Origin of the sequence: Winogradskyella sp. (genome assembly GCF_965228925.1) — a bacterium.
Classification (GTDB): Bacteria; Bacteroidota; Bacteroidia; order Flavobacteriales; family Flavobacteriaceae; genus Winogradskyella.
In genome coordinates, this window is sequence record NZ_OZ245845.1 from 1,731,038 (window position 1) to 1,755,857 (window position 24,820).

The following is a 24,820-nucleotide window of genomic DNA, read 5'->3' on the forward strand; positions in this document are numbered from 1 at the left end:
ACGAATTTTATAAGCGGAAAGTTTAGTAGCATTATGGCATTGGGGCGGCTACTAAATATACTAAAAAGAAATTACTTTATAGGATAAAGATTACAAAACACGTCGTGCCTGTACATAGGCAAAATACCAGTACTTTTCGGCTAAAGACGAAATGATAACACCCTTGCTGGTGGAGGCATGGATAAATTCAACATGACCAGCACGTACATGGGTCACAATACCGACGTGGTTAACCTTTCGGCTGTTTTTTCTAGTGGCGAAAAAGACCAGATCACCAACAGTAATGTCCTTAAGGTCTACCCAGTTGCCATAGCTGGATAGATCTCTTGTGGTTCTAGGTATGGAAATGTCATTATCTGTAAAAGCGGTATATACCAAACCAGAGCAGTCCATACCGCGTTTGGTAGTGCCCCCATACTTATAACGCGTCCCATTGAATTGTTTTGCGGTTTTAACAATAGCCTCAGCTGCTTTAGAAGGCTTAGAGGTCGTATTGACTTCTATCGGAGGCGTTTCCTTTTTTTTAGAGCTGTAGTTTTTTTTGGATTTGCAACTGCAGATCAGTAAAATTAAAAGTAGATAGGGTAATAGGTGTTTCATTTAAATTTTTGGGCTTAGAAATTTAATTAGTTGAATTTTTCACTGTGTTATAAACTAATTTAGCGGCTTTTGCACTGGCGCCTTTACCTCCCAGTTTTTCTTCTAATTCATAGTAGTCCAAAAACAATTGTTCACGTTTTTTTTCGTCTAAAATTGCTGTAAGTTCCTTTTTTAACTGCGTTTTGTTGAGATCACTTTGTATAAGTTCGGTGACCACTTCGCGATCCATAATGAGATTGACTAAAGAAATAAACTTTAAGGTAATGATACGTTTGGCGATGTGATACGAAATAGCATTAGCTTTATAACACACGACTTGTGGAACCTTATACAGCGCAGTTTCTAAAGTGGCTGTGCCAGAGGTGACCAAAGCGGCATTAGAAATACTGAGTAAATCGTAGGTTTTATTAGAAATAAAGCTCACATTGTTTTGCTTTATAAAAGGCTCATAAAATTCGTAATCTTGGCTTGGCGCTCCAGCGATGACAAATTGATAATCTTCAAAGTCGTCGACTAGACTTAGCATTACGCCGAGCATCTTAGAGATTTCTTGCTTGCGACTACCGGGTAATAAAGCAATAATAGGTTTGGCACCGAGTTGATAGGTTTGTCTAAAAGCATTCTCGTCAATTAAGGGACGGTCTGCAATGGCATCGATTAAAGGATGGCCAACAAAATGCACGTCGTAATTGTATCTTTTGTAGAAGGCCTTTTCAAATGGAAGGATGCAGTACATGGCGTCGATATCACGCTTTATCTTTTCAACGCGGCTGGCCCTAGAAGCCCAGACTTGTGGTGAAATATAATAGTGCGTTTTAAAATGCTGTGCCTTTGCCCATTTTGCTATTCTTAAATTAAAACCGGAGTTGTCTATGAAAATAATAGCATCAGGTTGAAACGCTTCAATATCGTTCTTACATAACTTGATGTGGCCTGAAATTTTTCTAAGGTTAAATAGAACTTCAACAAACCCCATAAACTGGCGCTCTTTGTAGTGCATGACCAATTCTCCACCTACAGCCTGCATTAAGTCGCCTCCCCAGAACCTGATATTGGCCTTATCATCGCATTGAATTAAGGCCTTCATCAAATTTGAACCGTGCAAATCGCCCGAAGCTTCACCAGCAATGATATAATAGTTCATCTAGTTGAAAAATTTAATGACCATTGTCGCAATAAACACTAATAATGTCGCTATCAGAACCCCTCTTGCTCTGTGGTCTTGATTCTTTTTTAGAAATAGGAAAAATGCACCAAGGTTTAATAGGGCGCCAATACTCATCAATTTTGTAATAAAGCCCTCATTAATGGCTTGCCGTATCACTTCTCCCCAATCATCTGATTTGCCAAAAATCTGAATGGCAAAGACCAAGCCAAATCCTGTTGCAATTAGGCCAACAATAAAACCAATTAATATCTCTTTTTTCATATGTATGTTAGGTCTGCGTAGAAGTCGTTTTAATTTAATGTCCAGGTATTTAATTGTTGAATGGTATGATGCGCCGTTAAATCAAACTGAACAGGTACAATAGATACATAACCATTGGCCAGGGCCCATTCGTCAGTATCCTCACCGTTGTCCATATTCACAAATTTCCCCGCCAACCAATAATAATCACGCCCCATGGGATTGGTCCGCTTATCAAATTTTTCCACCCAAGTAGCACGGGCCTGTCGACATACTTTAATGCCTTTGATATCCTTTTTGTCTAGATTGGGTAAATTGACATTCAATACGACCCCATCAGGTAAGCCGTGTTCTAAAACTTGTCTGGTAATGGTTTCAACATAAGATTTGCAATGCTCAAAATTGGCATTCCAATTGTAATCCAATAGCGAAAACCCTATGGCCGGAATGCCTTCGATTCCAGCTTCTAAAGCCGCACTCATAGTACCTGAATAAATGACGTTAATTGACGAGTTGGAACCGTGATTAATTCCAGAAACGCAGATATCGGGTTTTTTGTTCAGGATTTCACGCACAGCGAGTTTTACACAGTCCGCAGGTGTACCAGAACAGCTGTATTCAGGTTGTTTGCCATCGATATTGACGTTCTCCAAATAAAGGGTAGCATTGACCGTAATAGCGTGTCCCATACCGCTTTGAGGACTATCTGGTGCTACAACCACAACGTCTCCAATGCTGTTCATAACGCTAATTAGGGTCCTTATGCCAGGTGCCGTTATCCCATCATCGTTCGTGACTAAAATTAAAGGGCGTTTGGCCATAGTACATTAGGTTTTGAATAGCGTAAAAATACTAAAAAGCGTAAGAATTATAAGTATTTGTACCTTTAACAAAAAATTAGTGCCTTGATTTTTTATGGCATGGTTTTTTCTTCTATTTTAGTAAATTATAGAAACCTACTTAGTTGAAATTCAAAAAAATTGAAAATGAAAGGGAATTATAAATTTTTACTTCTGGCATTGCTCATCGCATTTGCCTCATGTAGTTTTACGAGCAAAACATTCGACGACCCAGATAAAGATAAGTTGTTAATTCAATTAATTACTTATGTACTAGATAATGGGCATTTTGATCCGCAAGATCTTAACGATGATTTTTCTGCTCATGTTTTTGAGGATTATTTAAATCAATTGGATCCTTTTAAACGTTATTTCTACGCTTCGGACATTAAGGAATTTGAGGCTTATAAAAATGAGTTGGACGACCAAATAAAGGCTTATGATGTGTCGTTTTTTAACTTGACGCACGAGCGTTTATTACAGCGTATCGAAGAGTCAAAAAAGATTTATGCCGAAATTTTGGATAAACCTTTTGACTTTTCAAAACAGGAGAGTTATTCAGCAGATTATGAAAGTCTGACTTATGTTAAAAACAAACGCGAAATGAAAGAGCGCTGGAGACAACAGCTTAAGTTTTCGACGATTGCCAATTATGACGATGCTATCTCACAACGTGATTCTAATATAGAAAATGGGAGTCTTCCGGAAAGTGTATTGTCTGCTCAAAACGAAAAACCGAGTAGTAATGGTGACAAATCGCTTGCTGAATTAGAAAAAGAGGCAAGAGATGTGACCAAACGTTCATTGGATGAGCTCTACGATTTTATTGATGACAGGCAGCGTAAGGATTGGTTCTCTGTTTATGTAAATGCCATAGTAGAGGAATTCGATCCACACACCTTTTACTTTGCTCCAGAGGATAAAGATCGTTTTGATGTGGCCATGTCGGGCAATTTTGAGGGTATAGGTGCACGTTTACAAAAACGAATGGACGCTATCATGGTTAATGAAATTATCAGTGGCGGTCCAGCTTGGAGAGCCAATGAACTAGAGGTTGGAGATCAAATCCTAAAGGTAAGACAAGCACAAGAAGAAGAGTCCGTAAATATTGTTGGGATGCGACTCGATGACGCCATTAAACTGATTAAAGGGCCTAAAGGAACTACTGTAGTTTTAACTCTAAAGAAAGTCGATGGGACTATCGAGGATATTTCAATTACGAGAGATATCGTTGAACTCGAAGAAACCTATGCCAAATCCTCTACTGTTATAAAGGATGACAAAATATTTGGCGTGATCAATCTTCCAAAATTTTATGTGGACTTTGAAAATTACAACAAGCGTAATGCGGCTTCAGATATCAAGCAAGAAATCATCCGACTTAAGCAAGAAGGCATCGAAGGCTTAGTTTTAGACCTTAGAAATAATGGTGGTGGTTCTCTGCAGACTGTTGTGGATATTGCAGGATTATTCATTGAGGAAGGCCCCATCGTACAGGTAAGGGAAACGGGTCAGCCCAAAGAAGTATTAAAAGATAGGGACAAATCTATTATTTGGGACGGTCCACTGGTCATCATGGTGAACGAACTATCCGCTTCGGCTTCAGAGATTCTAGCGGCGGCGATGCAAGATTACAAACGTGCCATCGTTATTGGAAGTAAACAAACCTATGGTAAAGGAACCGTTCAAAATGTATTGGATTTAAACAGATTAGTCCGCAATAACTCCAATGGGGATTTGGGAGCACTTAAATTCACGACCCAAAAATTCTATAGAGTTAATGGTGGTTCAACACAATTAGAGGGCGTAAAAAGTGATGTGATAGTACCTGACCGCTATAGTTATATTGATATTGGTGAGAAGGATCAAGAAAACCCATTGCCTTGGGATAAAATCGATGCTGTAGATTATGAGCTATGGGGTAATTATTTTGATTACGATACCACTATTGAGCGAAGTAAAGCGCGCATGGCAGCTAATGAACAATTAAAACTAATAGATGCCAATGCCAAATGGGTAAAGAAAATCAGAGATCGCGAAATGTATTCTTTAAATTACGATGCGTATAAGAAGCAAATGGAACTTAATGAAGAAGAGGCCAAGCGCTTTGAAAAACTATCTGAATACCAAACGAACTTGACGTTTAACTCTTTGCCCTATGAAATTGAGCTCATGGAGCAGGACTCTGTCTTAAAAGAAAAACGCGATCGTTGGCACCAAAGTTTGGCTAAAGATGTCTACATAGAAGAGGCTTTAAATGTACTTAACGATCTTAAAATGACTTATGCCATTAAGAATAAAGTAGCAAATGTGAAGAATTGATTTGATGATTTGCATTGTCTCCTTGAGGGGACTTTAGGGGTGTTCATTATAGATTTTATGCATTAACAAATTGCTCTGACTCACAACTAAATGTCAAGAAATAACAACTCACTTACAAGCTTAGCGCTTCAAAAGTTTAAAAAAAACTTTTGGGGCGTTTTTAGTTTGGGGATTATTTGTTGTATTGGTCTAGTTTCGATTTTCGCTTATCTTTTTGCGCCAGATGCGTCAAAAAACGCCAATCAGATGCATTTGTCCATACATTCCAAATCCCCGGGATTTGAAGTGCAAATGCTTACCATTCCTTCAGGAATAGCATCCGATCAAAACGTTTTGTCCAAATTCTTTTTTGGAAAAGAAAGTACGGATACAGAAGTTCCCATCCAGTCCCACAAAGTCATTGACGGTAAACTTAGCTATGTAGAATATGCCGGTGATGGTTTAGAAGGTCTAGAGAAGCAAGTGGATTTAAATCGTTTTCCTAACGCTGATTATAAAAGCTATATAGCAAGCCGTAGCTTTCTTTTTGGTACAGATAAATACGGAAGAGATTATCTCAGCCGAATTTTAATCGGTTCGCGGATCTCGTTTTTTATTGGTTTTGTTGCGGTGTTTATTTCCTTAATCGTTGGTTTATTAATGGGAAGTATAGCCGGATATTATGGGGGTAAGATCGATGCCCTTATTATGTGGATTATCAATATTACATGGTCTATTCCTACGCTATTGCTTGTCATTGCTATTACCTTGGCTTTAGGAAAGGGGTTTTGGCAGGTCTTTATAGCGGTTGGCTTAACGATGTGGGTCGAGGTTGCCAGAGTGGTCAGAGGACAAATTATAAGTGCCAAGGAAATGCAATATGTAACGGCTGCTAGAGCTTTAGGTTATGGGGATTATAGAATTGTGACACGACATATTTTGCCTAATATTTTTGGGCCATTAATCGTTATTTCGGCGGCTAATTTTGCAGCAGCCATTTTGATAGAAAGTGGGTTGAGCTTTTTAGGGATAGGAGCACAACCACCTATGGCAAGTTGGGGTGCTATGATAAAAGATCATTATAACTATATTATTCTGGGTAAGCCTTACTTGGCACTAATTCCAGGAATTTGTATCATGCTTTTGGTCATGGCTTTTATGTTGGTGGGTAATGCCTTACGGGATGCTCTGGATGTAAAGGTTTAGTGGTGTTTATTGATTTCTCAAATGCGCAATCTCCTTATTTGTCGCTTCAATAAAATCCAAAACAGCATCTTGTCCCATTTTTTTAGTCGAAGAGGTAATAAAATAAGGAGGTAATTCTTCCCAGGTGTTTAGTAAGACTTTACAATAGTCATTGACATGTTTTTCAATAGCATTGGGTTTTAGTTTATCTGCTTTGGTAAAAATGATACCAAACGGAATCTCACTTTCACCCAAATATTGCATAAATTCTAAGTCGATATGCTGAGGGTCGTGCCTAATATCCACTAAAACAAAGGCGGAAACTAATTGTCTGCGCTGCTCAAAATAGTTGGTAATAAATTTCTGAAAGGTTTGCTTTGAAGATTTTGAAACTCTGGCGTAGCCATAACCAGGCAGGTCAACGAGATACCAATTATTATTGATTATGAAGTGATTGATAAGCTGTGTTTTGCCTGGGCGACCAGAAGTTTTTGCCAAACTCTTTCGATTGGTCAGCATATTGATCAATGAGGATTTTCCGACATTACTTCTACCGATAAAGGCGTATTCGGGGAAAGCGTGCTTAGGGCATTTTGCCACGTCAGAATTGCTCATTACAAATTCGGCGGATGTTATCTTCATCTTTAGTTACTGCTAATCCTGATAGGTGTCAGGAAGTAATCTTATTTGAGGTTGTAGTATAATTTTATTGAGTTAAAACTTCGATTTCGACTTCAGCTTCAATTTCAAAATCCTTTTTTTTCGAGCCAGGCACTCAGGATAATATTAAATTCATCAGGATGCTCCATCATAGCAGCATGGCCACATTTATCGATCCAAAACAAGTCGGAATTCGGTAAAAGCTCATGAAACTCCTCGGCCACCTCAGGAGGCGTCACAGTATCATTTTTTCCCCAAATAATACAGGTTGGGGTATGCATTTTCGGTAAGTCATTAGCCATATTATGTCTAATAGCACTTTTGGCAATGGCTAAGGTCTTAACCAGCTTATTTCTGTCATTGACGGTTTCGTAAACTTCATCCACTATTTCTTTTGTAGCTACGGCAGGGTCATAAAATACATCTTGAGCTTTCTTTTTAATCACCTCATAGTCACTGCGCTTAGTGTAACCACCTCCCATAGCACTTTCATAAAGCCCTGAGCTTCCAGTTATAATCAGTGCTTTTACTTTTTCCGGGTATAATTTTGTATGGTACAGGCCTATATGTCCGCCAAGGGAATTGCCTAAAAGAATAACATCATCAAAGCCTTTAAAATTAATAAAATCCTTGAGGTAGTTAGCAAAACTTTTAACATTGGTTTTGATAAGGGACATGGTGTAGATGGGTAATTCAGGAATAATAACTTTATAGCCATTATTGCCAAAATGATTGGTGACTGAATCAAAGTTACTCAGTCCGCCCATCAAACCATGGAGCACTATGATTGGTGTGCCTTCTCCTACTTCAATATATCTATAATCCTTTTCTTTTTTTAAAAGGTGTGCCATCTATAAAGTTAGTGCTTTGTGTTAAAACAAAAGTACATGATTTTTTTCATTTACAAATTCATGGAACAAAATGAAAAAAATACATGAACTAACGCAGTGCCTGTCTGCCGACAAAGGCAGGCTTACTGATGTAAAAATAGATTTTGTAGCGCTTAGAACCAAAATTTATTTTTTGCGGAAGACATATAATTAAATCCTTTTTAAAACAAACAGAATAATTGGCTTTCGATGTTTCTGATTTGCTATAAACAATCTGTGTTTAGTCCCGTTATAATACTTGTACTAGGGTCTTTTATGTAACCGTTTTAATGAATTCAAACGAGGTTACGGTATTAAAAACCAAAACTTATCAACAAAAGTGGGAAATGGTGGTAAAATGTGGTAAATTTTTCAATATATTTGAATCTCAATCGTTAAAGTGGGAAATCGGGGAATTTGAATTCTTTTATAGGAACATACGAGTGCAAGGCTGATGCCAAGGGTAGGTTGATGATTCCAGCTGTTTTAAAAAAGCAATTGTCTGCGGCTTTGCAAGATGGTTTTGTGCTAAAGCGGGCGGTTTTTCAACCTTGTTTAGAATTATATCCTATGTCCGAATGGAATGCATTGATGACTAAGGTGAATAAACTAAATCGGTTTAAGAAGAAGAACAATGATTTTATAAGACGTTTCACGGCAGGTGTAAAAGTGGTAGAGGTAGATAACGCAGGTCGATTATTAATTCCTAAGGATTTGATAGGTTTTTCAGGGATTACAAAAGATGTGGTTTTGGCTTCTGCGGTGAATATTATTGAAGTCTGGGATAAAGAGAAATACGAACAGGCCATTGATGATGCTGCTTCAGACTTTGCCGATTTGGCAGAAGAAGTCATGGGACAAGACGATGATGACCATGGAATATCATAATGCCGTTCTGCTCAAGGAAACAGTTGATGGTTTAAATATAAGGCCTGATGGAGTTTATGTAGATGTCACTTTTGGTGGAGGTGGTCATAGCAGAGCGATTTTATCGCGATTAGGACCAAACGGTAAACTATTTGCCTTTGACCAAGACAAGGATGCATTGGCCAATACCATTGAAGACGATCGGTTTGTTCTCATTAATGAGAATTTCAGATATATAAAAAGGTTCTTAAGATTTTATGGTGTAAAGGCGGTTGATGGTGTTTTGGCCGATTTTGGAGTCTCATCGCATCAGTTTGACATTGCCGAGCGCGGATTTTCAACACGCTTCGAAGCAAAATTAGATATGCGCATGAATCAGGACAGCAAGCTGTCCGCATTTGAGGTTATTAATGAATATGAAGAAGGACAGCTAAGAGCGGTTTTACTGCAATATGGGGAGTTAAGACAAGCTCCAGTCATGGCAAGGGTCATCGTGTCGGAGCGAAAAATAGCGCCCATTGAAACGACCCAGCAGTTAAAATTGGTTTTAAAACCATTTCTCAACCATAGAAAAGAAAATAAAGTGCTTGCGCAAATCTATCAGGCTATACGAATTGAAGTCAATCAAGAGATAGAAGTGTTAAAGGAGTTGCTATTGCAGATGCCAGAAGTACTGAAGGTGGGGGGCAGATTGAGTTTTATTTCCTATCACTCATTGGAGGATAGGCTGGTGAAACGCTTTATCAGAAATGGGATGTTTGAAGGTGAACCCGAACGCGATGTCTTCGGGAATTTTGAAGTGCCGTTAAAAAAAGTTGGTGGATTGGTGGTGCCATCGGAAACGGAAATAAAAATGAATAGTAGAGCACGAAGTGCAAAACTTCGGATAGCCGAGAGAATATAAAAAGCCCATCCTTAATCCTTCCCAGAGGGAAGGAAACCTTAATGGAATTGGGTTTTATGTAATAATTAAATAAAGATTCCCGAATTGGCGGGAACTAAAACTAACAATTTTAACCAATTCTTCCCTTTGGGAAGATGCCCGATAGGGCAGATGGGCCATATGAAGAAAAGTATCTACAGCATATTACGTGGAAAATTTTTGATCAGTGATGATTCGTTTAAAAATTGGCGCATCATCATTTTCATTTCATTTCTAGCGGTCATTATGATTGCGAGCTCTCATAGTGCAGATAAAAAAGTGCATGAGATTGCCAGATTGACGAATGAAGTAAAAGAGCTAAGATCGGCCTTTGTCGATGGACGTTCAAAACTGATGCGTTTAAAAATGGAGTCGTCCATCATCAATAAGGTAGCGGAAAAGAATATTCAAATATCCGAGATCCCACCTACCAAAATTAGAGTAGCATCACAACAACAATAAACTTTGGCAACAACAGAAACCAACATATTAAACAGATTGTACTTTGTCGCAGGCTGCATGTTTGTCTTTGCGCTTGCCGTGGTTTTTAAGTTGTGTACGATTCAGTTTGTTCAAGGAGATGAATATCGAGCACTAGCCCAAAAAAGGACGGTTAAGGATTTTGATATTGAACCTAATCGGGGTAATGTCTATTCCGCAGACGGCAGTCTTTTAGCGACATCCATTCCGAAATACGATATTAGAATTGACGCTATTCAAGCCAAAGATGCTGTGTTTGAGGAACACATTAGTGGTTTAGCGGATTCACTATCCATTTATAAAGGAAAATCAGCTTCCTATTACAAGGATATCATCAGAAAAGCTCGCAGAAACAAAAACAGATATTTCCTATTAGCAAGAAATATCAGTTATTCAGATTATATACGGATGCGCAACTTCCCCTTATTAAATCTTGGTGCTATAAAGGGAGGGCTGATCGTAGAGCAGACCACGAGACGCGAACATCCTATGGGTGAAATTGCCGCACGATCTATTGGTTATGAACGCATAGATGAAAACAATTATGCCACTAGAGTTGGTATTGATGGAGCCTTTGGCGAAAAGTACTTACGGGGTGTTAAAGGAAAGCGCTTAAAGCAAAAGATCGGTAACGGACAGTGGAAACCTATTGCGGATTTTGATCAAGTAGAACCGCAAGATGGTTATGATGTCTTCACGACCATTGATGTTAATATTCAAGATATAGCGCATCATTCACTCTTGGGTCAGCTCGAAAAATATGAAGCAGAGCATGGTTGTGTGGTCGTCATGGACGTTAAGACTGGTGAGATTAGAGCCATTTCAAATCTAGCCAAAACCTCAAAGGGTACTTACTATGAACGTCTTAATTATGCGGTAGGGGAGAGTCATGAACCGGGTTCGACGTTTAAGACTATGGCCTTGATGGCAGCTTTAGAGGATAAAGTTATTGATACGTCGACTGTCATTGATACAAAGAATGGTACTAAATATTTCTATGGCAGAACCATAAGTGATTCGCGTACGGGTGGTTTTGGTAAGATTTCTGCAGCTAAGGCACTGGAGCTCTCATCAAATATCGGTTTAGCCACAATCATTGATGAGCATTATTCAAAAAAACCGGAGAAGTTTTTAGACAGGCTTAGTGAGTGGAAGCTGGACCAAACACTTGGTGTTTCCATCATCGGTGAAGGAAAACCAGATATCCCTAGGCCAGGAGCGCCCAATTGGAGTAAGAATGCCTTACCATCCATAGCTTATGGATACAATTTAACCATGACTCCTTTGCAAACTTTGGCGTTTTACAATGCTATCGCAAATAATGGTGAGCTAATAAAACCGCGATTTATTAGGTCTGTTAAGGCTTTTGATAAAGACATTGAGGTTTTTGAAAAACAGGTCTTAGTGGATCAAATCTGTTCGGATAAGACATTAGCTCAAATTAAGGATATTCTTAAGAATGTGGTGATTAGAGGTACTGGAAAACGGATGTACTCTGAAACCTTTTCTATGGCAGGAAAAACAGGTACAGCTAGAACGGACTATGCCAATTACGAGGAATGGAAAAAGGATAAAAAATACATCTCCTCATTTGCGGGTTATTTTCCTGTAGACAACCCTAAATACTCATGTATCGTAGTGATTCATAAACCGAGTACTAAAGTAGGCTATTATGGTGCTGATGTTTCTGGACCCGTATTTAAGCGAATTGCACAAAAAATATATATCGATACGCCAATTATAGACCGGGTTGAGACGCTTGACTTCGATAATAATTTGGTGAATCAAGATTTTGAAAGCTATTACGAGAATGCCCAAAAATATAAACAGTTAATGCCTGGTGTAGTGGGTATGTCAGCAATGGATGCCATTGCATTACTCGAAAATCTTGAAGTCGATGTCAAAGTGAAGTTAAGAGGTACTGGCACCATAACATCGCAATCTGTTGAAAGGCATCAGAAGTTAAAACCCAATCAAACCATTGTCTTACTAGCCTCATGAAAATTTTAAAAGACATACTATATAAGGTGACTATCAATGCTGTGGTGGGGAGCACTGGTATTACGGTAAACAAAATTGAATTTGATTCTAGAGAAATAGAATCTAATGATGTGTTTGTCGCGATCTCAGGAACGCTTACTGATGGTCATAAATTTATTGACAAAGCTATTGAAGCGGGGGCAAATGCCATTATTTGTGAGACACTCCCAGAGGTTCTCGAAGATGGTATTACCTATGTAGAAGTTGCCAATTCTAATCAGGCCTTGGCCTATATGGCTGCCAATTATTATGAACATCCATCAGGAAATTTAAAATTAGTAGGGGTTACAGGAACTAATGGAAAAACCACGGTAACAAGCCTGTTGTATCAGCTTTTTAAGAAGGCTGGGTATAAAGTCGGATTGCTGTCTACCGTAAAGATAATGGTAGATAATACCATCTATAAGGCAACACATACCACACCTGATTCCTTAACGATTAACAAGTACCTCAAGCTTATGAATGATGAAGGTGTAGAGTTCTGTTTTATGGAAGCAAGTTCGCACGGTATTCATCAGAGTAGAACGGAGGGGCTTAAGTTTACAGGGGGGATCTTCACTAACCTCTCTCACGACCATTTAGACTATCATGAGACATTTGCGGAATATAGAAATGTAAAAAAATCGTTTTTCGATGATTTGCCTAAGGATGCATTTGCCCTGTCCAATATGGATGATAAGAATGGATTGGTGATGCTTCAAAATACACAAGCTAAAAAATTCACATATGCTTTAAAGAATTATGCGGATTATAGAGCACAAATCTTAGAAAACGAGTTTGGGGGTTTACTCCTGAAAGTCAATGATAATGAATTGTGGACCCGTTTAATAGGTAGTTTTAACGCCTATAACATCTTGGCCATTTATGGAGCGGCAGAATTATTAGGATTAGATAAAGATGAAATCCTAAGATTAATTAGTGAGCTCGATAATGTTTCAGGGCGCTTTCAATACTTCATATCAGACGATAAGATTACGGCTATCGTTGACTATGCCCACACTCCAGATGCTCTAAAAAATGTTTTGGAGACTATAAATAGTATTCGTACTAAAAACGAAGAGTTAATAACAGTTGTAGGCTGCGGTGGAGATCGCGATAAAACAAAACGTCCGAAGATGGCCCATATCGCATCGGCATTGAGCACAAAGGTCATTTTCACAAGTGATAATCCGCGAAGTGAGGAGCCTCAAGCCATAATAGAAGATATGGAAAAAGGGGTAGAACCTCAAAATTTCAAAAAGACCTTATCGATAACCGATAGAAGACAAGCGATTAAAACGGCTTGTCAGATGGCAGATTCAAAAGATATTATTCTCATCGCGGGAAAAGGGCATGAAACCTATCAGGAGATTAAGGGGGAACGCTTTGATTTTGACGATTATAAAACCGTACAAGAATTCTTAAAACAATTACAAAAGTAGATGCTGTATTACTTATTTGAATATCTCGAACAACAATTCCAGTTTCCTGGAGCATCACTATTTGGGTTCTTAACCTTTAGAGCTGCTATGGCCATTATTTTGTCGTTGTTGGTGTCAACCATTTACGGTAAGCGTATCATTAGCTTTTTACGCAAACAGCAAGTTGGTGAAACCATTAGAGATCTTGGTTTAGAAGGGCAGGTTGAGAAAGCGGGAACACCGACTATGGGTGGAATTATTATCATTTTAGCCACTCTACTGCCTGTACTGCTATTGGCAAAACTCGAAAACATTTACATCATACTATTGATCGTTACGACTTTGTGGATGGGAACAATCGGATTTATCGATGATTACATCAAAAAATTTAAAAACGATAAACAAGGTCTTAAAGGCAAATTTAAAGTGCTTGGCCAAGTAGGTTTAGGACTTATTGTGGGATTGACATTGTATTTCCATGATGATGTCACTATAAAGGAAGAATTACCCATTGAGCAGCAGCGTGTTTTATTAGCTGAAAACCCCAATTTACCTGAGGCTCAGCTTTTCGATGATGCTATAAAATCCACAAAAACAACCATTCCTTTTGTAAAGAATAACGAGTTCGATTATTCAGATATTATCACTTGGATAAGTCCAGATTTAGAAACCTATGCTTGGATCATTTTTGTCTTGGTGAGCATCATTATCGTTACTGCAGTTTCTAATGGGGCTAATCTCACCGATGGTATCGATGGTCTAGCTGCAGGAACATCTGCTATAGTTGTACTGACTTTGGGCATTTTTGCTTGGGTTTCTGGTAATATCATCTTCTCAAAGTATCTGGATATCATGTATATCCCTCAGGTAGAAGAAATCACGATATATATAGCAGCATTTGTAGGGGCACTTATAGGGTTTTTATGGTACAACGCCTATCCGGCACAGGTGTTTATGGGAGATACGGGAAGTTTAACCATTGGTGGAATCATTGCTGTAATTGCCATTGCCGTTAGAAAGGAATGGTTAATTCCTTTAATGTGCGGCATATTCCTAGCCGAAAACTTATCGGTGATGATGCAGGTGAGCTATTTCAAATATACGAGGAAGAAATATGGAGAAGGCAGGCGAATTTTTAAAATGTCACCGCTGCATCATCATTATCAAAAATTAGGGTATCACGAGAGTAAGATTGTAACACGATTTTGGATTGTTGGCATTTTGTTGGCCATCATATCAATTGTTACGCTGAAGATAAGATAAAATGGCTTTGTCATTCCTGCGAAAGCAGGAATCCATAGAGGACAAAATAGTAAATAGATTCCTGCCTTCGCAGGAATGACAGAGAAGACAGATGAAGGATAAAGGTATTAACGGGAAGAGTGAGAAGTCCTTCCCTTCTGGGGAAGGATTTAGGAAGGGGCTTTTAGTTTGTCTTGGAGGTGGAGAAAGTGGAGTTGGGACTGCACTCTTGGGAAAAGCAAAGGGGTTTGAAGTTTTTGTGTCCGACAACGGAAAAATTAAGAAACCCTATAAGGACGTTCTTTTAAATAATGAGATTGAATTTGAAGATGAGCAACATACGGAATCAAAGATTCTTAATGCTGATATCGTCATGAAAAGCCCTGGGATTCCAGATAAGGTGACTTTGGTTAAACAAATTCGAGAAGCTGGAATTAAAGTGGTTTCCGAAATTGAATTTGCTTCGCAATATACGAAAGCTACACTCGTGGCTATAACCGGTAGCAACGGTAAAACGACAACGGCAACCTTGACGCACCATTTGCTTAAGCAAGGATTAGATACAGGTTTAGCAGGCAATATTGGGGATAGTTTTGCCAAGCAGATTCTTGATGAAGATCATGAGAACTATGTGCTTGAAGTGAGCAGTTTTCAGCTTGATGATATTCACAGTTTTAAACCAAAGGTTGCGATTTTAACCAATATTACACCAGATCATTTAGACCGCTACGATTATAAGTTTGAAAACTATATCGCTTCCAAATTTAGAATTGTAGAAAACCAAACCGAGTCGGACTATTTCATTTACGATGCCGATGATGAGGTCATTTCCGAATGGTTGGAGCATCATCAAATTCAATCCAAAAAACTACCCTTTTCACTAACAAAGGTTATTGAAGAGGGCGCTTATTTAAACAATAAAGAAATAATAATAACAATAGATAACAACAAAATAATTATGCCTACAGAAAACATAACATTAGAAGGTAAGCACAACATTAAAAACGCAATGGCAGCTTCTACTGTGGCACACTTACTTAAAATTAGAAAACAAACCATACGAGAGAGTTTGGAAAATTTCCAAGGAGTAGAACACAGATTAGAGCATGTGCTTAAAATTAACAAGGTGCAATATATCAATGACTCAAAAGCAACAAATGTCAATGCCACATACTTTGCCTTAGAAAGTATGGACGCGCCTACCATTTGGATTGTTGGAGGCGTCGACAAAGGCAATGATTACAACGAACTATTTCCGTTTGTAAACGAAAAGGTAAAGGCTATTGTCTGCCTAGGAGTGGACAATAAGAAGCTGTTTGAAGCTTTTTCAAATATGGTCGATATTATTGTTGAAACACAATACATGAGTGAAGCTGTTAAAATAGCTTATAAGGTAGCAGATGCAGGGGATAACGTATTACTGTCTCCGGCGTGTGCAAGTTTCGATTTATTTGAAAATTATGAGGATCGCGGACGTCAATTTAAAGATGCCGTGCGTAATTTATAAATAGTAAACCATGGTGGCTGAGATTCTCGGAGTCACCATAATAGTTAAATGGCTTCGTGAGCCTCAGCTATCAATATAAAGGGGATGCAAAACATATTTTCACAGATAAAAGGAGATCGGGCTATTTGGGCAATAGCAACGCTATTGGCTATTTTTTCTTTTTTGCCTGTGTATAGTGCGGCCAGTAATCTGGCAGATTATGGAGAGAGCGGCAATACCTTTTCCTTTTTTGTAAAGCACTTTGTGCATTTATCACTAGGATTCGCTATCATGTTTGCGGTCCACAAAATTCCATACCGTTATTTTAAGGGGCTTTCCATGATATTGATTCCTGTGGTTTTGGTATTGTTATTAATCACGATCTTACAAGGCTCTACCAATGCTGAAGGGACCAATACTAGTCGATGGATTAATATACCTGTAGTCAATATGTCGTTCCAAACCTCAACATTGGCTGGAGTCGTATTAATGGTGTATGTGGCGAGATATCTATCCAAGATAAGAGATAAATCAATCGCATTCAATGAAACGATTTTACCACTATGGGTACCCGTATTTCTCGTTTTAATCTTGATTTTACCTGCCAATTTCTCAACGACAGCCATCATTTTTACAATGGTAATGATGTTGGCATTCATCGGTGGCTATCCCATTAAATACCTGATGATTATTATTGGAACCGGTATCATATCTCTAGTGGTGTTTGTTTTGGTGGCAAAGGCCTTTCCAGAGGCCATGCCCAACCGCGTTGATACCTGGATGAGTAGAATTGAAAATTTTGCAAATGCTGAAGATACAGAAGCAGATTACCAAATAGAACGCTCTAAAACTGCCATTGCATCAGGCGGCATCTTTGGTCTTGGTCCCGGAAAAAGCCCGACTAAATATTTGTTGCCGCAGTCGTCGTCAGACTTCATTTTTGCCATTATTATTGAGGAGTATGGATTGGTGGGAGGTTTATTCCTTTTGGTGCTATATTCTTGGTTGTTGTTTAGGATTGTCATAGTATCTCAAAAATCAGATACAATATTTGGGAGATTGTTGGTGCTCGGCGTTGGGCTGCCCATTGTTTTTCAAGCTTTAATTAATATGGCTGTGGCCGTAGAGTTATTTCCCGTAACAGGGCAAACATTGCCATTAATCAGTAGCGGGGGAACATCCATTTGGATGACCTGTTTGGCTATAGGAATCATATTAAGTGTAAGTGCAAAACGTCAAGAGATTAAAGAGAACGAGATTTTTGAAGGAGATAACCCATTGGATATACTGAGTGAAACCATTTAAGTTAAAAGTGTCTAAAGTGAAAAAATATTTAGAGTTGAATTAAAATCTAAAGAACTGCTCCCTTGAGGATTATCGAAATTAAAGCAATAGCTTTAATTGAAGATACCGAGCGTAGTTCATTAGGGGTGTTATAAGCGAAAATTTAAAATTGGAGACTAACAAAACATATCGATTTATTCTATCCGGTGGTGGAACGGGAGGTCATATTTATCCTGCTATTGCCATTGCCGATGAGCTAAAGTCGCGGTATCCTGATGCTGAGTTTCTATTTGTTGGTGCATCAGATCGGATGGAAATGGACAAAGTACCCCAAGCAGGCTACAAAATTGAAGGTTTATGGATTTCTGGAATTCAAAGAAAACTCACGTTACGGAATTTAATGTTTCCTATTAAGCTTTTAGCAAGTCTCTTAAGGTCTAGAAAAATAATTAAGGCCTTCAAACCAGATGTCGTTATAGGAACCGGTGGTTTTGCTAGTGGGCCTTTATTGCAAGTAGCGACATCAAAACAGATTCCGAGCCTTATACAAGAGCAAAACTCCTATCCGGGCATAACAAATAAATTACTTGGGAAACGGGTAGCTACCATTTGTGTGGCCTATGAAGGCTTGGAGGCGTTTTTTCCAAAAGAAAAAATAAGATTGACGGGCAATCCTATTAGAAAGGATTTGCTCGAGATAAAAGATAAGCACATCGAAGGAAAAGATGCGTTTGCATTGATTCATAGTAAGCATACTTTATTGGTGTTGGGAGGTAGTTTGGGGGCAAAGCGAATCAATGAACTCGTTGCATCTCAGCTCGAATTTTTTGAAGCGCAGAATGTACAGTTGATATGGCAATGTGGTAAACTGTATTACGATCAATACAAAGGCTTCAATGAACTAAAACATGTTCAGGTACATGCGTTTTTAAATCGTATGGATATGGCCTATGCCGCTGCAGATATGATTATATCTCGAGCGGGGGCTATTTCAGTATCGGAGCTATGTATAGTGGGGAAGCCTACCATTTTTATTCCGTCACCAAATGTGGCTGAAGATCACCAGACGAAAAATGCCATAGCAGTTGCTGACAAGAATGCCGCTATTTTAATACGAGAAAAGGATTTGGAATCTGAATTTCAAAATCAGTTTTCCGAATTGATAGCTAACGATGAAAAAAGAAAAACACTGAGTCATAATATTGAAGCCTTAGCCTTAGTAGATGCTACCAATGCCATCGTCAATGAAGTTGAAAAATTATTGAAAAATTAAGTGAATATTAAAGCTGTAAATAACGTTTATTTTATTGGTATCGGAGGTATCGGTATGAGTGCGCTCGCACGTTATTTTGTAGCAGAAGGAAAGGATGTGGCAGGCTATGATAAGACACCTTCGGATATTACAAAAGGTCTACAAGAATTAGGAATTTATATCCACTTCAACGATAACATTATTGAAATTGACCCAAAATATTTAGATAAGAACAACACCTTAGTAGTTTATACACCTGCCATCCCGAAGGCCCATTCCGAGCTCAACTATTTTAGAACTCATAATTTTGGGGTATATAAACGGTCTGAAGTTCTTGGAGAAATCACAAAACAAACGACCTGCCTAGCGGTTGCTGGAACTCATGGAAAGACGACCACTACTAGTATTTTGGGCCATTTACTCAATGAATGTGATGTGCCAGTTACAGCATTCTTAGGCGGTATTAGTGAGAATTACAACTCCAACTTAATAATAAACGGCACCGAAGTCACGGTTGTGGAAGCAGATGAGTTTGACCGTTCGTTTTTAACCTTATCACCAGACTTAGCCTGTGTCACCTCTATGGATGCCGATCATTTGGATATTTATGGGGATAGCTCGACCTTAATAAAAACCTTTACGGAGTTTTCGGAATGTATCAAACCCGATGGAAAACTTTTTGTAAAAAATGGATTGCCACTTAAGGGTGTAACCTATGGTCTAGAGGACGATTCGGATTATAGTGGAAAGCATATTAGAATAGAAAATGGGAATTATGTGTTTGACCTGCAAACACCTAACGCATTGTATAAAGATTTTCAATTTAACCTACCTGGTAGACATAATTTGTCGAATGCAATAATTGCCTTGGCGATGGCTGTTGACTATGGTTGCCCTTACAACCAGCTCGCCAAGGCCTTAGCATCCTATAAAGGAGTTAAGCGAAGATTTACATATCAGATTAAGACCAGTGATTTTGTCTTTGTAGATGACTATGCCCATCATCCGGAAGAAATAAACGCGGTGTATCAGGCCGTAAAGGAAATGTATCCTGAGAAAAGAGTTCTTGCCATTTTTCAACCACACTTATACAGTCGCACTAGGGATTTTATTGATGAATTTGCGGTAAGTCTTTCAAAATTTGATGAAGTATTGTTGCTCGATATTTATCCTGCGCGGGAATTACCTATTGAAGGAGTTACGTCCCAAAGATTGTTAGAAAAGATTGATAATTCAAATAAAAAATTGGTTTCAAAATCAGCCTTAATTGATGAAATCAAGCAATCCAATGCCCAAGTTGTATTGACCCTTGGTGCGGGCGATATAGGAGATGAAGTAAAATATATAAAAGAAGCGTTTAGCGTTGCGAATTAATTATAACTACATAAAAGTCATAGGTTTGCTGCTCCTAGTGGGTGTCTTATTCGCGTTTTCGAAATATAGGAATGACCATAGAAAAGTAGCAAAACCAAATATTGAATTCTTAGGCGAAAACAAATTGTTTATTACGGAAGTCACTGTTAGTAAATTGTTAATACAAAATCAACAGACTGTTACGGGACAATCCAAAGAAATTATAGATTTGAACGAGTTAGAAACCGCCCTAAATTCTAATCCGATGATAAAGAAAGCAGAAGTGTTTATGTCCATAAACGGTGAGCTTTCGGCAGAAATTGAACAAAAACGACCTATTGCTAGAGTTCATACAAATGCGTCATATTATATCGATGATGAGGGTTCATATATGCCTTTGTCATCTAATTATGCAGCGAGAGTACCATTAGTTACTGGTAATATTAAGAAGAATAATCTCGAAACGGTTTTTCAATTTGCTAAAGTCGTTGATGAGGATGACTTCTTAAAAAAGCATGTCATTGAAATTCGTCAGAATGACGATAAAACCATTGATTTTAAAATTCGGAAAAGTGATTTTACAGTTCATTTAGGAACTCTAGAAAAGCTAGAAAAGAAGATAAATAATTTTAAAGCTTTTTATCAAAAGGCTTTAAAGGATAATATTTTAAATAAATACAAGCTTGTAAATCTCAAGTTTGATAAACAAGTCATTTGCACCAAAACATAAACTATGGACAAACAGAACATTTCGGTGGGTTTAGATATAGGAACCACAAAAATTGTGGCCATGATTGGTCGCAAAAACGAGTATGGTAAATTAGAGATTTTAGGTGTTGGGAAGTCTAAGAGTCTTGGTGTACACCGTGGTGTAGTCAATAATATCACGCAGACCATTCAGTCTATTCAACAAGCTGTACAGGAAGCTGAAGCAGCGGCTTCCGAACAAATAGAGGATGTTACAGTGGGTATAGCAGGTCAGCATATCCGCAGTTTACAACATAGTGATTATATCACTAGGCCAAATTCAGAACTGGTTATTGATGAATCCGATATTGATCGCTTAATCAATCAAGTCCATAAATTGGTGATGTTGCCTGGTGAAGAAATTATCCATGTTTTGCCCCAAGAGTTTAAAGTGGATGGTCAGGCAGAAATTAAAGAACCTATAGGTATGTACGGTGGGCGATTAGAAGCTAATTTTCATGTCGTTGTGGGTCAAGTATCCTCTATCAGGAATATTGGAAGATGTGTAAAGAGTGCTGGCTTACAATTGGAAGGGATCACTTTAGAGCCTTTGGCATCTGCTAATGCGGTTTTAAGTCAAGAAGAAAAAGAAGCTGGAGTAGCATTAATTGATATAGGCGGTGGTACAACAGATTTAGCGGTCTTTAAAGATGGTATTATTCGCCATACCGCTGTTATTCCATTTGGAGGAAATGTTATAACAGAAGATATAAAAGAAGGTTGCTCTATTATAGAAAAACAAGCAGAACTGCTAAAAATAAAATTTGGTTCGGCATGGCCAGGTGAAAATAAGGATAATGAGATTGTTTCTATTCCTGGATTACGTGGAAGAGAGCCCAAAGAGATTACTCTAAAAAACTTGTCTAAAATAATCCATGCTAGAGTGGTAGAAATTATAGAGCAGGTTTATGTCGAAATAAAGAATTACGGACATGAAGAACAAAAGAAAAAACTAATTGCAGGTATTGTATTGACTGGAGGAGGAAGCCAATTGAAGCATTTAAAACAGTTGGTGGAATACATTACCGGAATGGATACTAGAATAGGGTATCCTAATGAGCATTTGGCAGGTGATAGTGATGACGATATTGCAAGTCCCTTATATGCTACAGCTGTTGGTTTGGTGATGGATGGCCTTAAGCGACAAGAACGTAAAAAAGCGGAAGAAGTAGAGGAAGATCAGAATACTGAAGTAGAGCAGACAAATGCATCTGCAGAAGATATTGTAACAGAAGCACCTAGGAAAGAACGCCGTTCGTTTTTAGATAAGCTGACAGAACGTGTCAAAGAATTTTTAGATAACGCAGAGTAGATAATTAATTAATCAAGAACTATATAAAATCCCATAATCTCAAAAAGTATGAGTAATAGCAACGAATTTGGAAACATCTCATTTGATTTGCCCAAGAATCAATCCAATGTTATTAAAGTTATTGGTGTTGGTGGAGGCGGAAGTAATGCCATCAATCACATGTTTCAACAAGGTATTAAAGGCGTTGATTTTGTGATTTGTAATACTGATGCTCAGGCACTTCAAAATAGTGGTGTCCCAAACAAAATTCAACTTGGAGTCAACTTAACCGAAGGTCTAGGGGCAGGGGCCAATCCAGATGTTGGAGAGCAAGCTGCGGTAGAGAGTTTAGAAGATATTAGAAGAATGTTGGATACCAATACAAAAATGGTATTTATTACAGCCGGAATGGGTGGAGGTACAGGTACTGGTGCAGCTCCTATAATCGCGAAGATGTCAAAAGAACTGGATATTCTTACTGTGGGTATCGTGACTATTCCGTTTCAGTTTGAGGGTAAAATGCGTAATGAGCAGGCACAGCGTGGTATAGAGAATTTGAGACAACACGTAGACTCCTTAATCGTCATCAATAATAATAAGCTTAGGGAAGTATATGGAAACCTTGGATTCAAGGCTGGTTTTTCAAAAGCAGATGAGGTGTTATCGACGGCATCTAGAGGTATTGCAGAAGTCATCACGCATCACTATACTCAAAACATTGACTTGCGAGATGCTAAAACTGTTTTGAGTAATAGTGGCACAGCCATAATGGGATCGGCTACAGCTTCAGGTCAAACCAGAGCGCAAGAAGCAATTATGAAGGCTTTAGATTCACCATTGTTAAATGACAACAAAATCACTGGAGCCAAAAACGTATTGTTGCTTATCGTTTCTGGCTCACAAGAGATTACTATTGATGAGATTGGAGAAATTAATGATCATATTCAGAATGAAGCGGGCCACGGGGCTAATATCATTATGGGTGTGGGTGAGGATGAGTCTTTACAAGAGGCCATAGCTGTAACTATTATAGCGACAGGCTTTAATATCGATCAGCAAAATGAAATATCTAATACAGAAACTAAGAAAGTAATTCACGCTTTGGAAGAGGATGTTGTCGAAGAGGTCAATACTCAAGAGAAGGAGCCTGCGATTATTACTCCAGATATTGTATTGGAAGAAAAAAAGGAGGATCCTATAGTACGCCATACATTGATTGATGAAGATGATATTGAGCCGGAGGCTACAACTGATATGGATTTGATACCGACTACGGAACTGCTCAGAAATATGACCGTGGTTTACGATGAGGTTTTGGATACAACATCGAACATGGAAGTTGATACGGACGAATTCGTTATTACACCGATTGAAAATAAGGCAGAGGCTCTAGACATAGAGCCCGAAGAGCAAATCACCTTAACCTTTGATTTACCATTGTCCAATAAAGAACCAGAAGCGATTGAAGAACCAGAATCTGGTGAAGAGCAAATGTTTTTTAGCCTAGATGAAGAGGTAAAAGACATGAAGGTAAATGAACCCGTTGAGATTATTTCAGTGACCGAAGTCAATGAAGAAGGTGAGAAGCGTTATGCTTTAGATGATTTTGAGACCTATGAATCATCTATAAATGCAGGTGGTAAAGAGGTAGAGGTTAAAGAGGAAATTGTTTTTGAAAAGAAAATCCTTCCTGCTGAAGAACCTGAAGAGGTGGTTGAAGACGAGATAGACCCTATGAATAGTCCTATTTCTGAACTTATAAAGGCACGTGCCAATGAACGTAGAAAGCATATGAAGGATTTTAATTATAAGTTTAATACGGCTAAGATCGATGAAATAGAAAAAGAACCTGCTTACAAGAGACAAGGTGTTAATTTAGAGGATGCGCAGCATTCATCAGAGACCAACGCTTCAAGACTATCCGTCGGAACAGATGATAATGACGACATTCAGTTGCGAAGTAACAATTCATTTTTACACGACAACGTAGATTAATAGCAAGTTTAAGTTAAGTGTTTACTCACTCTTGTCAAGCCCAAAAGGTCCCTCAAACATTTTGGGCTTTTTGTTTGCATGATATTGTATTTTGGGCTTAACTTTTTTAGTATCTTCGCAGTTCAATTCAATTAACACAAAGATGAGCTTACAAAAGGACATCATGGTAGCTATGAAAACAGCCATGAAAGAAAAGGATCAGGTGGCTTTAGAAGCTTTAAGAGCTATTAAATCAGCGATATTACTGGCAAAAACGGCTTCTGGCGGTAGTGAAGAGTTAACAGAAGAAGAAGAGCTAAAATTACTTCAGAAATTAGTAAAACAGCGTAAAGATAGCGCCGCTATTTATTTAGAACAAGATAGAAAAGATTTGGCCCTACCAGAAATTGACCAAGCAGAAGTGATTAGTCAGTTTTTACCGGAAGCTTTAAGTGAGGAAGAAATTGAAAAAGTGGTGGTGATGACCATTGACGAGATTGGTGCTGAGGGCATGAAAGATATGGGCAAGGTGATGGGCATTGTCAATAAAGAATTGGCTGGAAGAGCGGATGGAAAAACCATCTCTACTATTGTTAAAGCAAAATTAATGCAATAAGATA

The 24,820-nt window shown here is 38.4% G+C and carries 22 protein-coding genes; 16 read left to right on the forward strand and 6 right to left on the reverse strand.

The genetic code is table 11. The features are described 5' to 3' along the window. Positions 1-90: 90 nt before the first annotated feature. Genes ACO052_RS07105 through surE form a run of 4 tightly spaced genes read right to left on the reverse strand, consistent with a single transcriptional unit; the run spans position 91 to position 2,829 of the window. On the reverse strand, positions 91-600 hold the full coding sequence (locus tag ACO052_RS07105) for a C40 family peptidase (RefSeq protein ID WP_422107314.1): 510 nt from the start codon (positions 598-600) through the stop codon (positions 91-93). Positions 601-622: 22 nt separating this feature from the next. Then, complete coding sequence (gene lpxB, locus ACO052_RS07110) at positions 623-1,744, reverse strand: lipid-A-disaccharide synthase (RefSeq protein ID WP_422107315.1); 1,122 nt, start codon at positions 1,742-1,744, stop codon at positions 623-625. Next, positions 1,745-2,029, reverse strand: a complete 285-nt coding sequence (locus ACO052_RS07115) for a hypothetical protein (protein ID WP_422107316.1) — start codon at positions 2,027-2,029, stop codon at positions 1,745-1,747. Between the two features lie 29 nt (positions 2,030-2,058). Beyond that, positions 2,059-2,829 carry a 5'/3'-nucleotidase SurE gene (gene surE, locus ACO052_RS07120; protein WP_422107317.1) on the reverse strand — a complete coding sequence of 257 codons (771 nt, stop codon included), beginning with the start codon at positions 2,827-2,829 and terminating at the stop codon, positions 2,059-2,061. Positions 2,830-2,994: 165 nt separating this feature from the next. Between surE and ACO052_RS07125 the strand changes: the two genes are divergently transcribed. Further along, positions 2,995-5,169 carry a carboxy terminal-processing peptidase gene (locus tag ACO052_RS07125; RefSeq protein WP_422107318.1) on the forward strand — a complete coding sequence of 725 codons (2,175 nt, stop codon included), beginning with the start codon at positions 2,995-2,997 and terminating at the stop codon, positions 5,167-5,169. 90 nt (positions 5,170-5,259) lie between these two features. Then, complete coding sequence (locus tag ACO052_RS07130) at positions 5,260-6,354, forward strand: ABC transporter permease (protein ID WP_422107319.1); 1,095 nt, start codon at positions 5,260-5,262, stop codon at positions 6,352-6,354. 6 nt (positions 6,355-6,360) lie between these two features. Here the strand turns inward: ACO052_RS07130 and yihA are convergent, their stop codons facing one another. Continuing rightward, positions 6,361-6,975 (reverse strand): ribosome biogenesis GTP-binding protein YihA/YsxC, encoded by a 615-nt coding sequence (gene yihA, locus ACO052_RS07135; RefSeq protein ID WP_422107320.1) that lies wholly within the window; start codon positions 6,973-6,975, stop codon positions 6,361-6,363. 104 nt (positions 6,976-7,079) lie between these two features. Then, positions 7,080-7,844 (reverse strand): alpha/beta fold hydrolase, encoded by a 765-nt coding sequence (locus tag ACO052_RS07140; RefSeq protein WP_422107321.1) that lies wholly within the window; start codon positions 7,842-7,844, stop codon positions 7,080-7,082. A 435-nt stretch (positions 7,845-8,279) separates the two neighbouring features. On the opposite strand from ACO052_RS07140, the gene mraZ reads away from it, so the two are divergent. From mraZ to ACO052_RS07210, 14 genes are all read left to right on the forward strand, one after another. Next, positions 8,280-8,750, forward strand: a complete 471-nt coding sequence (gene mraZ, locus ACO052_RS07145; RefSeq protein ID WP_422107322.1) for a division/cell wall cluster transcriptional repressor MraZ — start codon at positions 8,280-8,282, stop codon at positions 8,748-8,750. Next, positions 8,728-9,633 (forward strand): 16S rRNA (cytosine(1402)-N(4))-methyltransferase RsmH, encoded by a 906-nt coding sequence (rsmH, locus tag ACO052_RS07150; protein ID WP_422107323.1) that lies wholly within the window; start codon positions 8,728-8,730, stop codon positions 9,631-9,633. Before mraZ ends, rsmH begins: the two co-directional genes overlap by 23 nt. Before the next feature lie 159 nt (positions 9,634-9,792). Continuing rightward, positions 9,793-10,113, forward strand: a complete 321-nt coding sequence (locus ACO052_RS07155; protein WP_422107324.1) for an FtsL-like putative cell division protein — start codon at positions 9,793-9,795, stop codon at positions 10,111-10,113. Between the two features lie 57 nt (positions 10,114-10,170). Next, entirely contained in the window at positions 10,171-12,132 is a 1,962-nt protein-coding gene (locus tag ACO052_RS07160; protein WP_422108052.1) for a penicillin-binding protein, read from the forward strand. Then, positions 12,129-13,592: a UDP-N-acetylmuramoyl-L-alanyl-D-glutamate--2,6-diaminopimelate ligase gene (locus ACO052_RS07165; protein WP_422107325.1), complete on the forward strand. Its 1,464-nt coding sequence runs from the start codon at positions 12,129-12,131 to the stop codon at positions 13,590-13,592. The genes ACO052_RS07160 and ACO052_RS07165 overlap by 4 nt, the downstream gene beginning before the upstream one ends. Then, complete coding sequence (gene mraY, locus ACO052_RS07170) at positions 13,593-14,834, forward strand: phospho-N-acetylmuramoyl-pentapeptide-transferase (RefSeq protein WP_422107326.1); 1,242 nt, start codon at positions 13,593-13,595, stop codon at positions 14,832-14,834. Positions 14,835-14,925: 91 nt separating this feature from the next. Then, positions 14,926-16,320, forward strand: coding sequence for a UDP-N-acetylmuramoyl-L-alanine--D-glutamate ligase (gene murD, locus ACO052_RS07175; protein WP_422107327.1), 1,395 nt, complete (start codon positions 14,926-14,928; stop codon positions 16,318-16,320). Between the two features lie 84 nt (positions 16,321-16,404). Further along, positions 16,405-17,604, forward strand: a complete 1,200-nt coding sequence (locus ACO052_RS07180) for an FtsW/RodA/SpoVE family cell cycle protein (protein WP_422107328.1) — start codon at positions 16,405-16,407, stop codon at positions 17,602-17,604. Positions 17,605-17,752: 148 nt separating this feature from the next. Next, positions 17,753-18,856: an undecaprenyldiphospho-muramoylpentapeptide beta-N-acetylglucosaminyltransferase gene (murG, locus tag ACO052_RS07185; RefSeq protein ID WP_422107329.1), complete on the forward strand. Its 1,104-nt coding sequence runs from the start codon at positions 17,753-17,755 to the stop codon at positions 18,854-18,856. Beyond that, on the forward strand, positions 18,857-20,209 hold the full coding sequence (gene murC / locus ACO052_RS07190; RefSeq protein ID WP_422107330.1) for a UDP-N-acetylmuramate--L-alanine ligase: 1,353 nt from the start codon (positions 18,857-18,859) through the stop codon (positions 20,207-20,209). Next, complete coding sequence (locus ACO052_RS07195) at positions 20,199-20,918, forward strand: cell division protein FtsQ/DivIB (RefSeq protein WP_422107331.1); 720 nt, start codon at positions 20,199-20,201, stop codon at positions 20,916-20,918. The genes murC and ACO052_RS07195 overlap by 11 nt, the downstream gene beginning before the upstream one ends. A gap of 3 nt (positions 20,919-20,921) precedes the next feature. Then, on the forward strand, positions 20,922-22,247 hold the full coding sequence (gene ftsA, locus ACO052_RS07200; protein WP_422107332.1) for a cell division protein FtsA: 1,326 nt from the start codon (positions 20,922-20,924) through the stop codon (positions 22,245-22,247). 48 nt (positions 22,248-22,295) lie between these two features. Next, a complete protein-coding gene (gene ftsZ / locus ACO052_RS07205) occupies positions 22,296-24,221 on the forward strand; it encodes a cell division protein FtsZ (RefSeq protein WP_422107333.1) in 1,926 nt (641 codons plus the stop codon). A gap of 142 nt (positions 24,222-24,363) precedes the next feature. After that, a complete protein-coding gene (locus ACO052_RS07210; RefSeq protein WP_422107334.1) occupies positions 24,364-24,816 on the forward strand; it encodes a GatB/YqeY domain-containing protein in 453 nt (150 codons plus the stop codon). Positions 24,817-24,820: the final 4 nt, after the last annotated feature.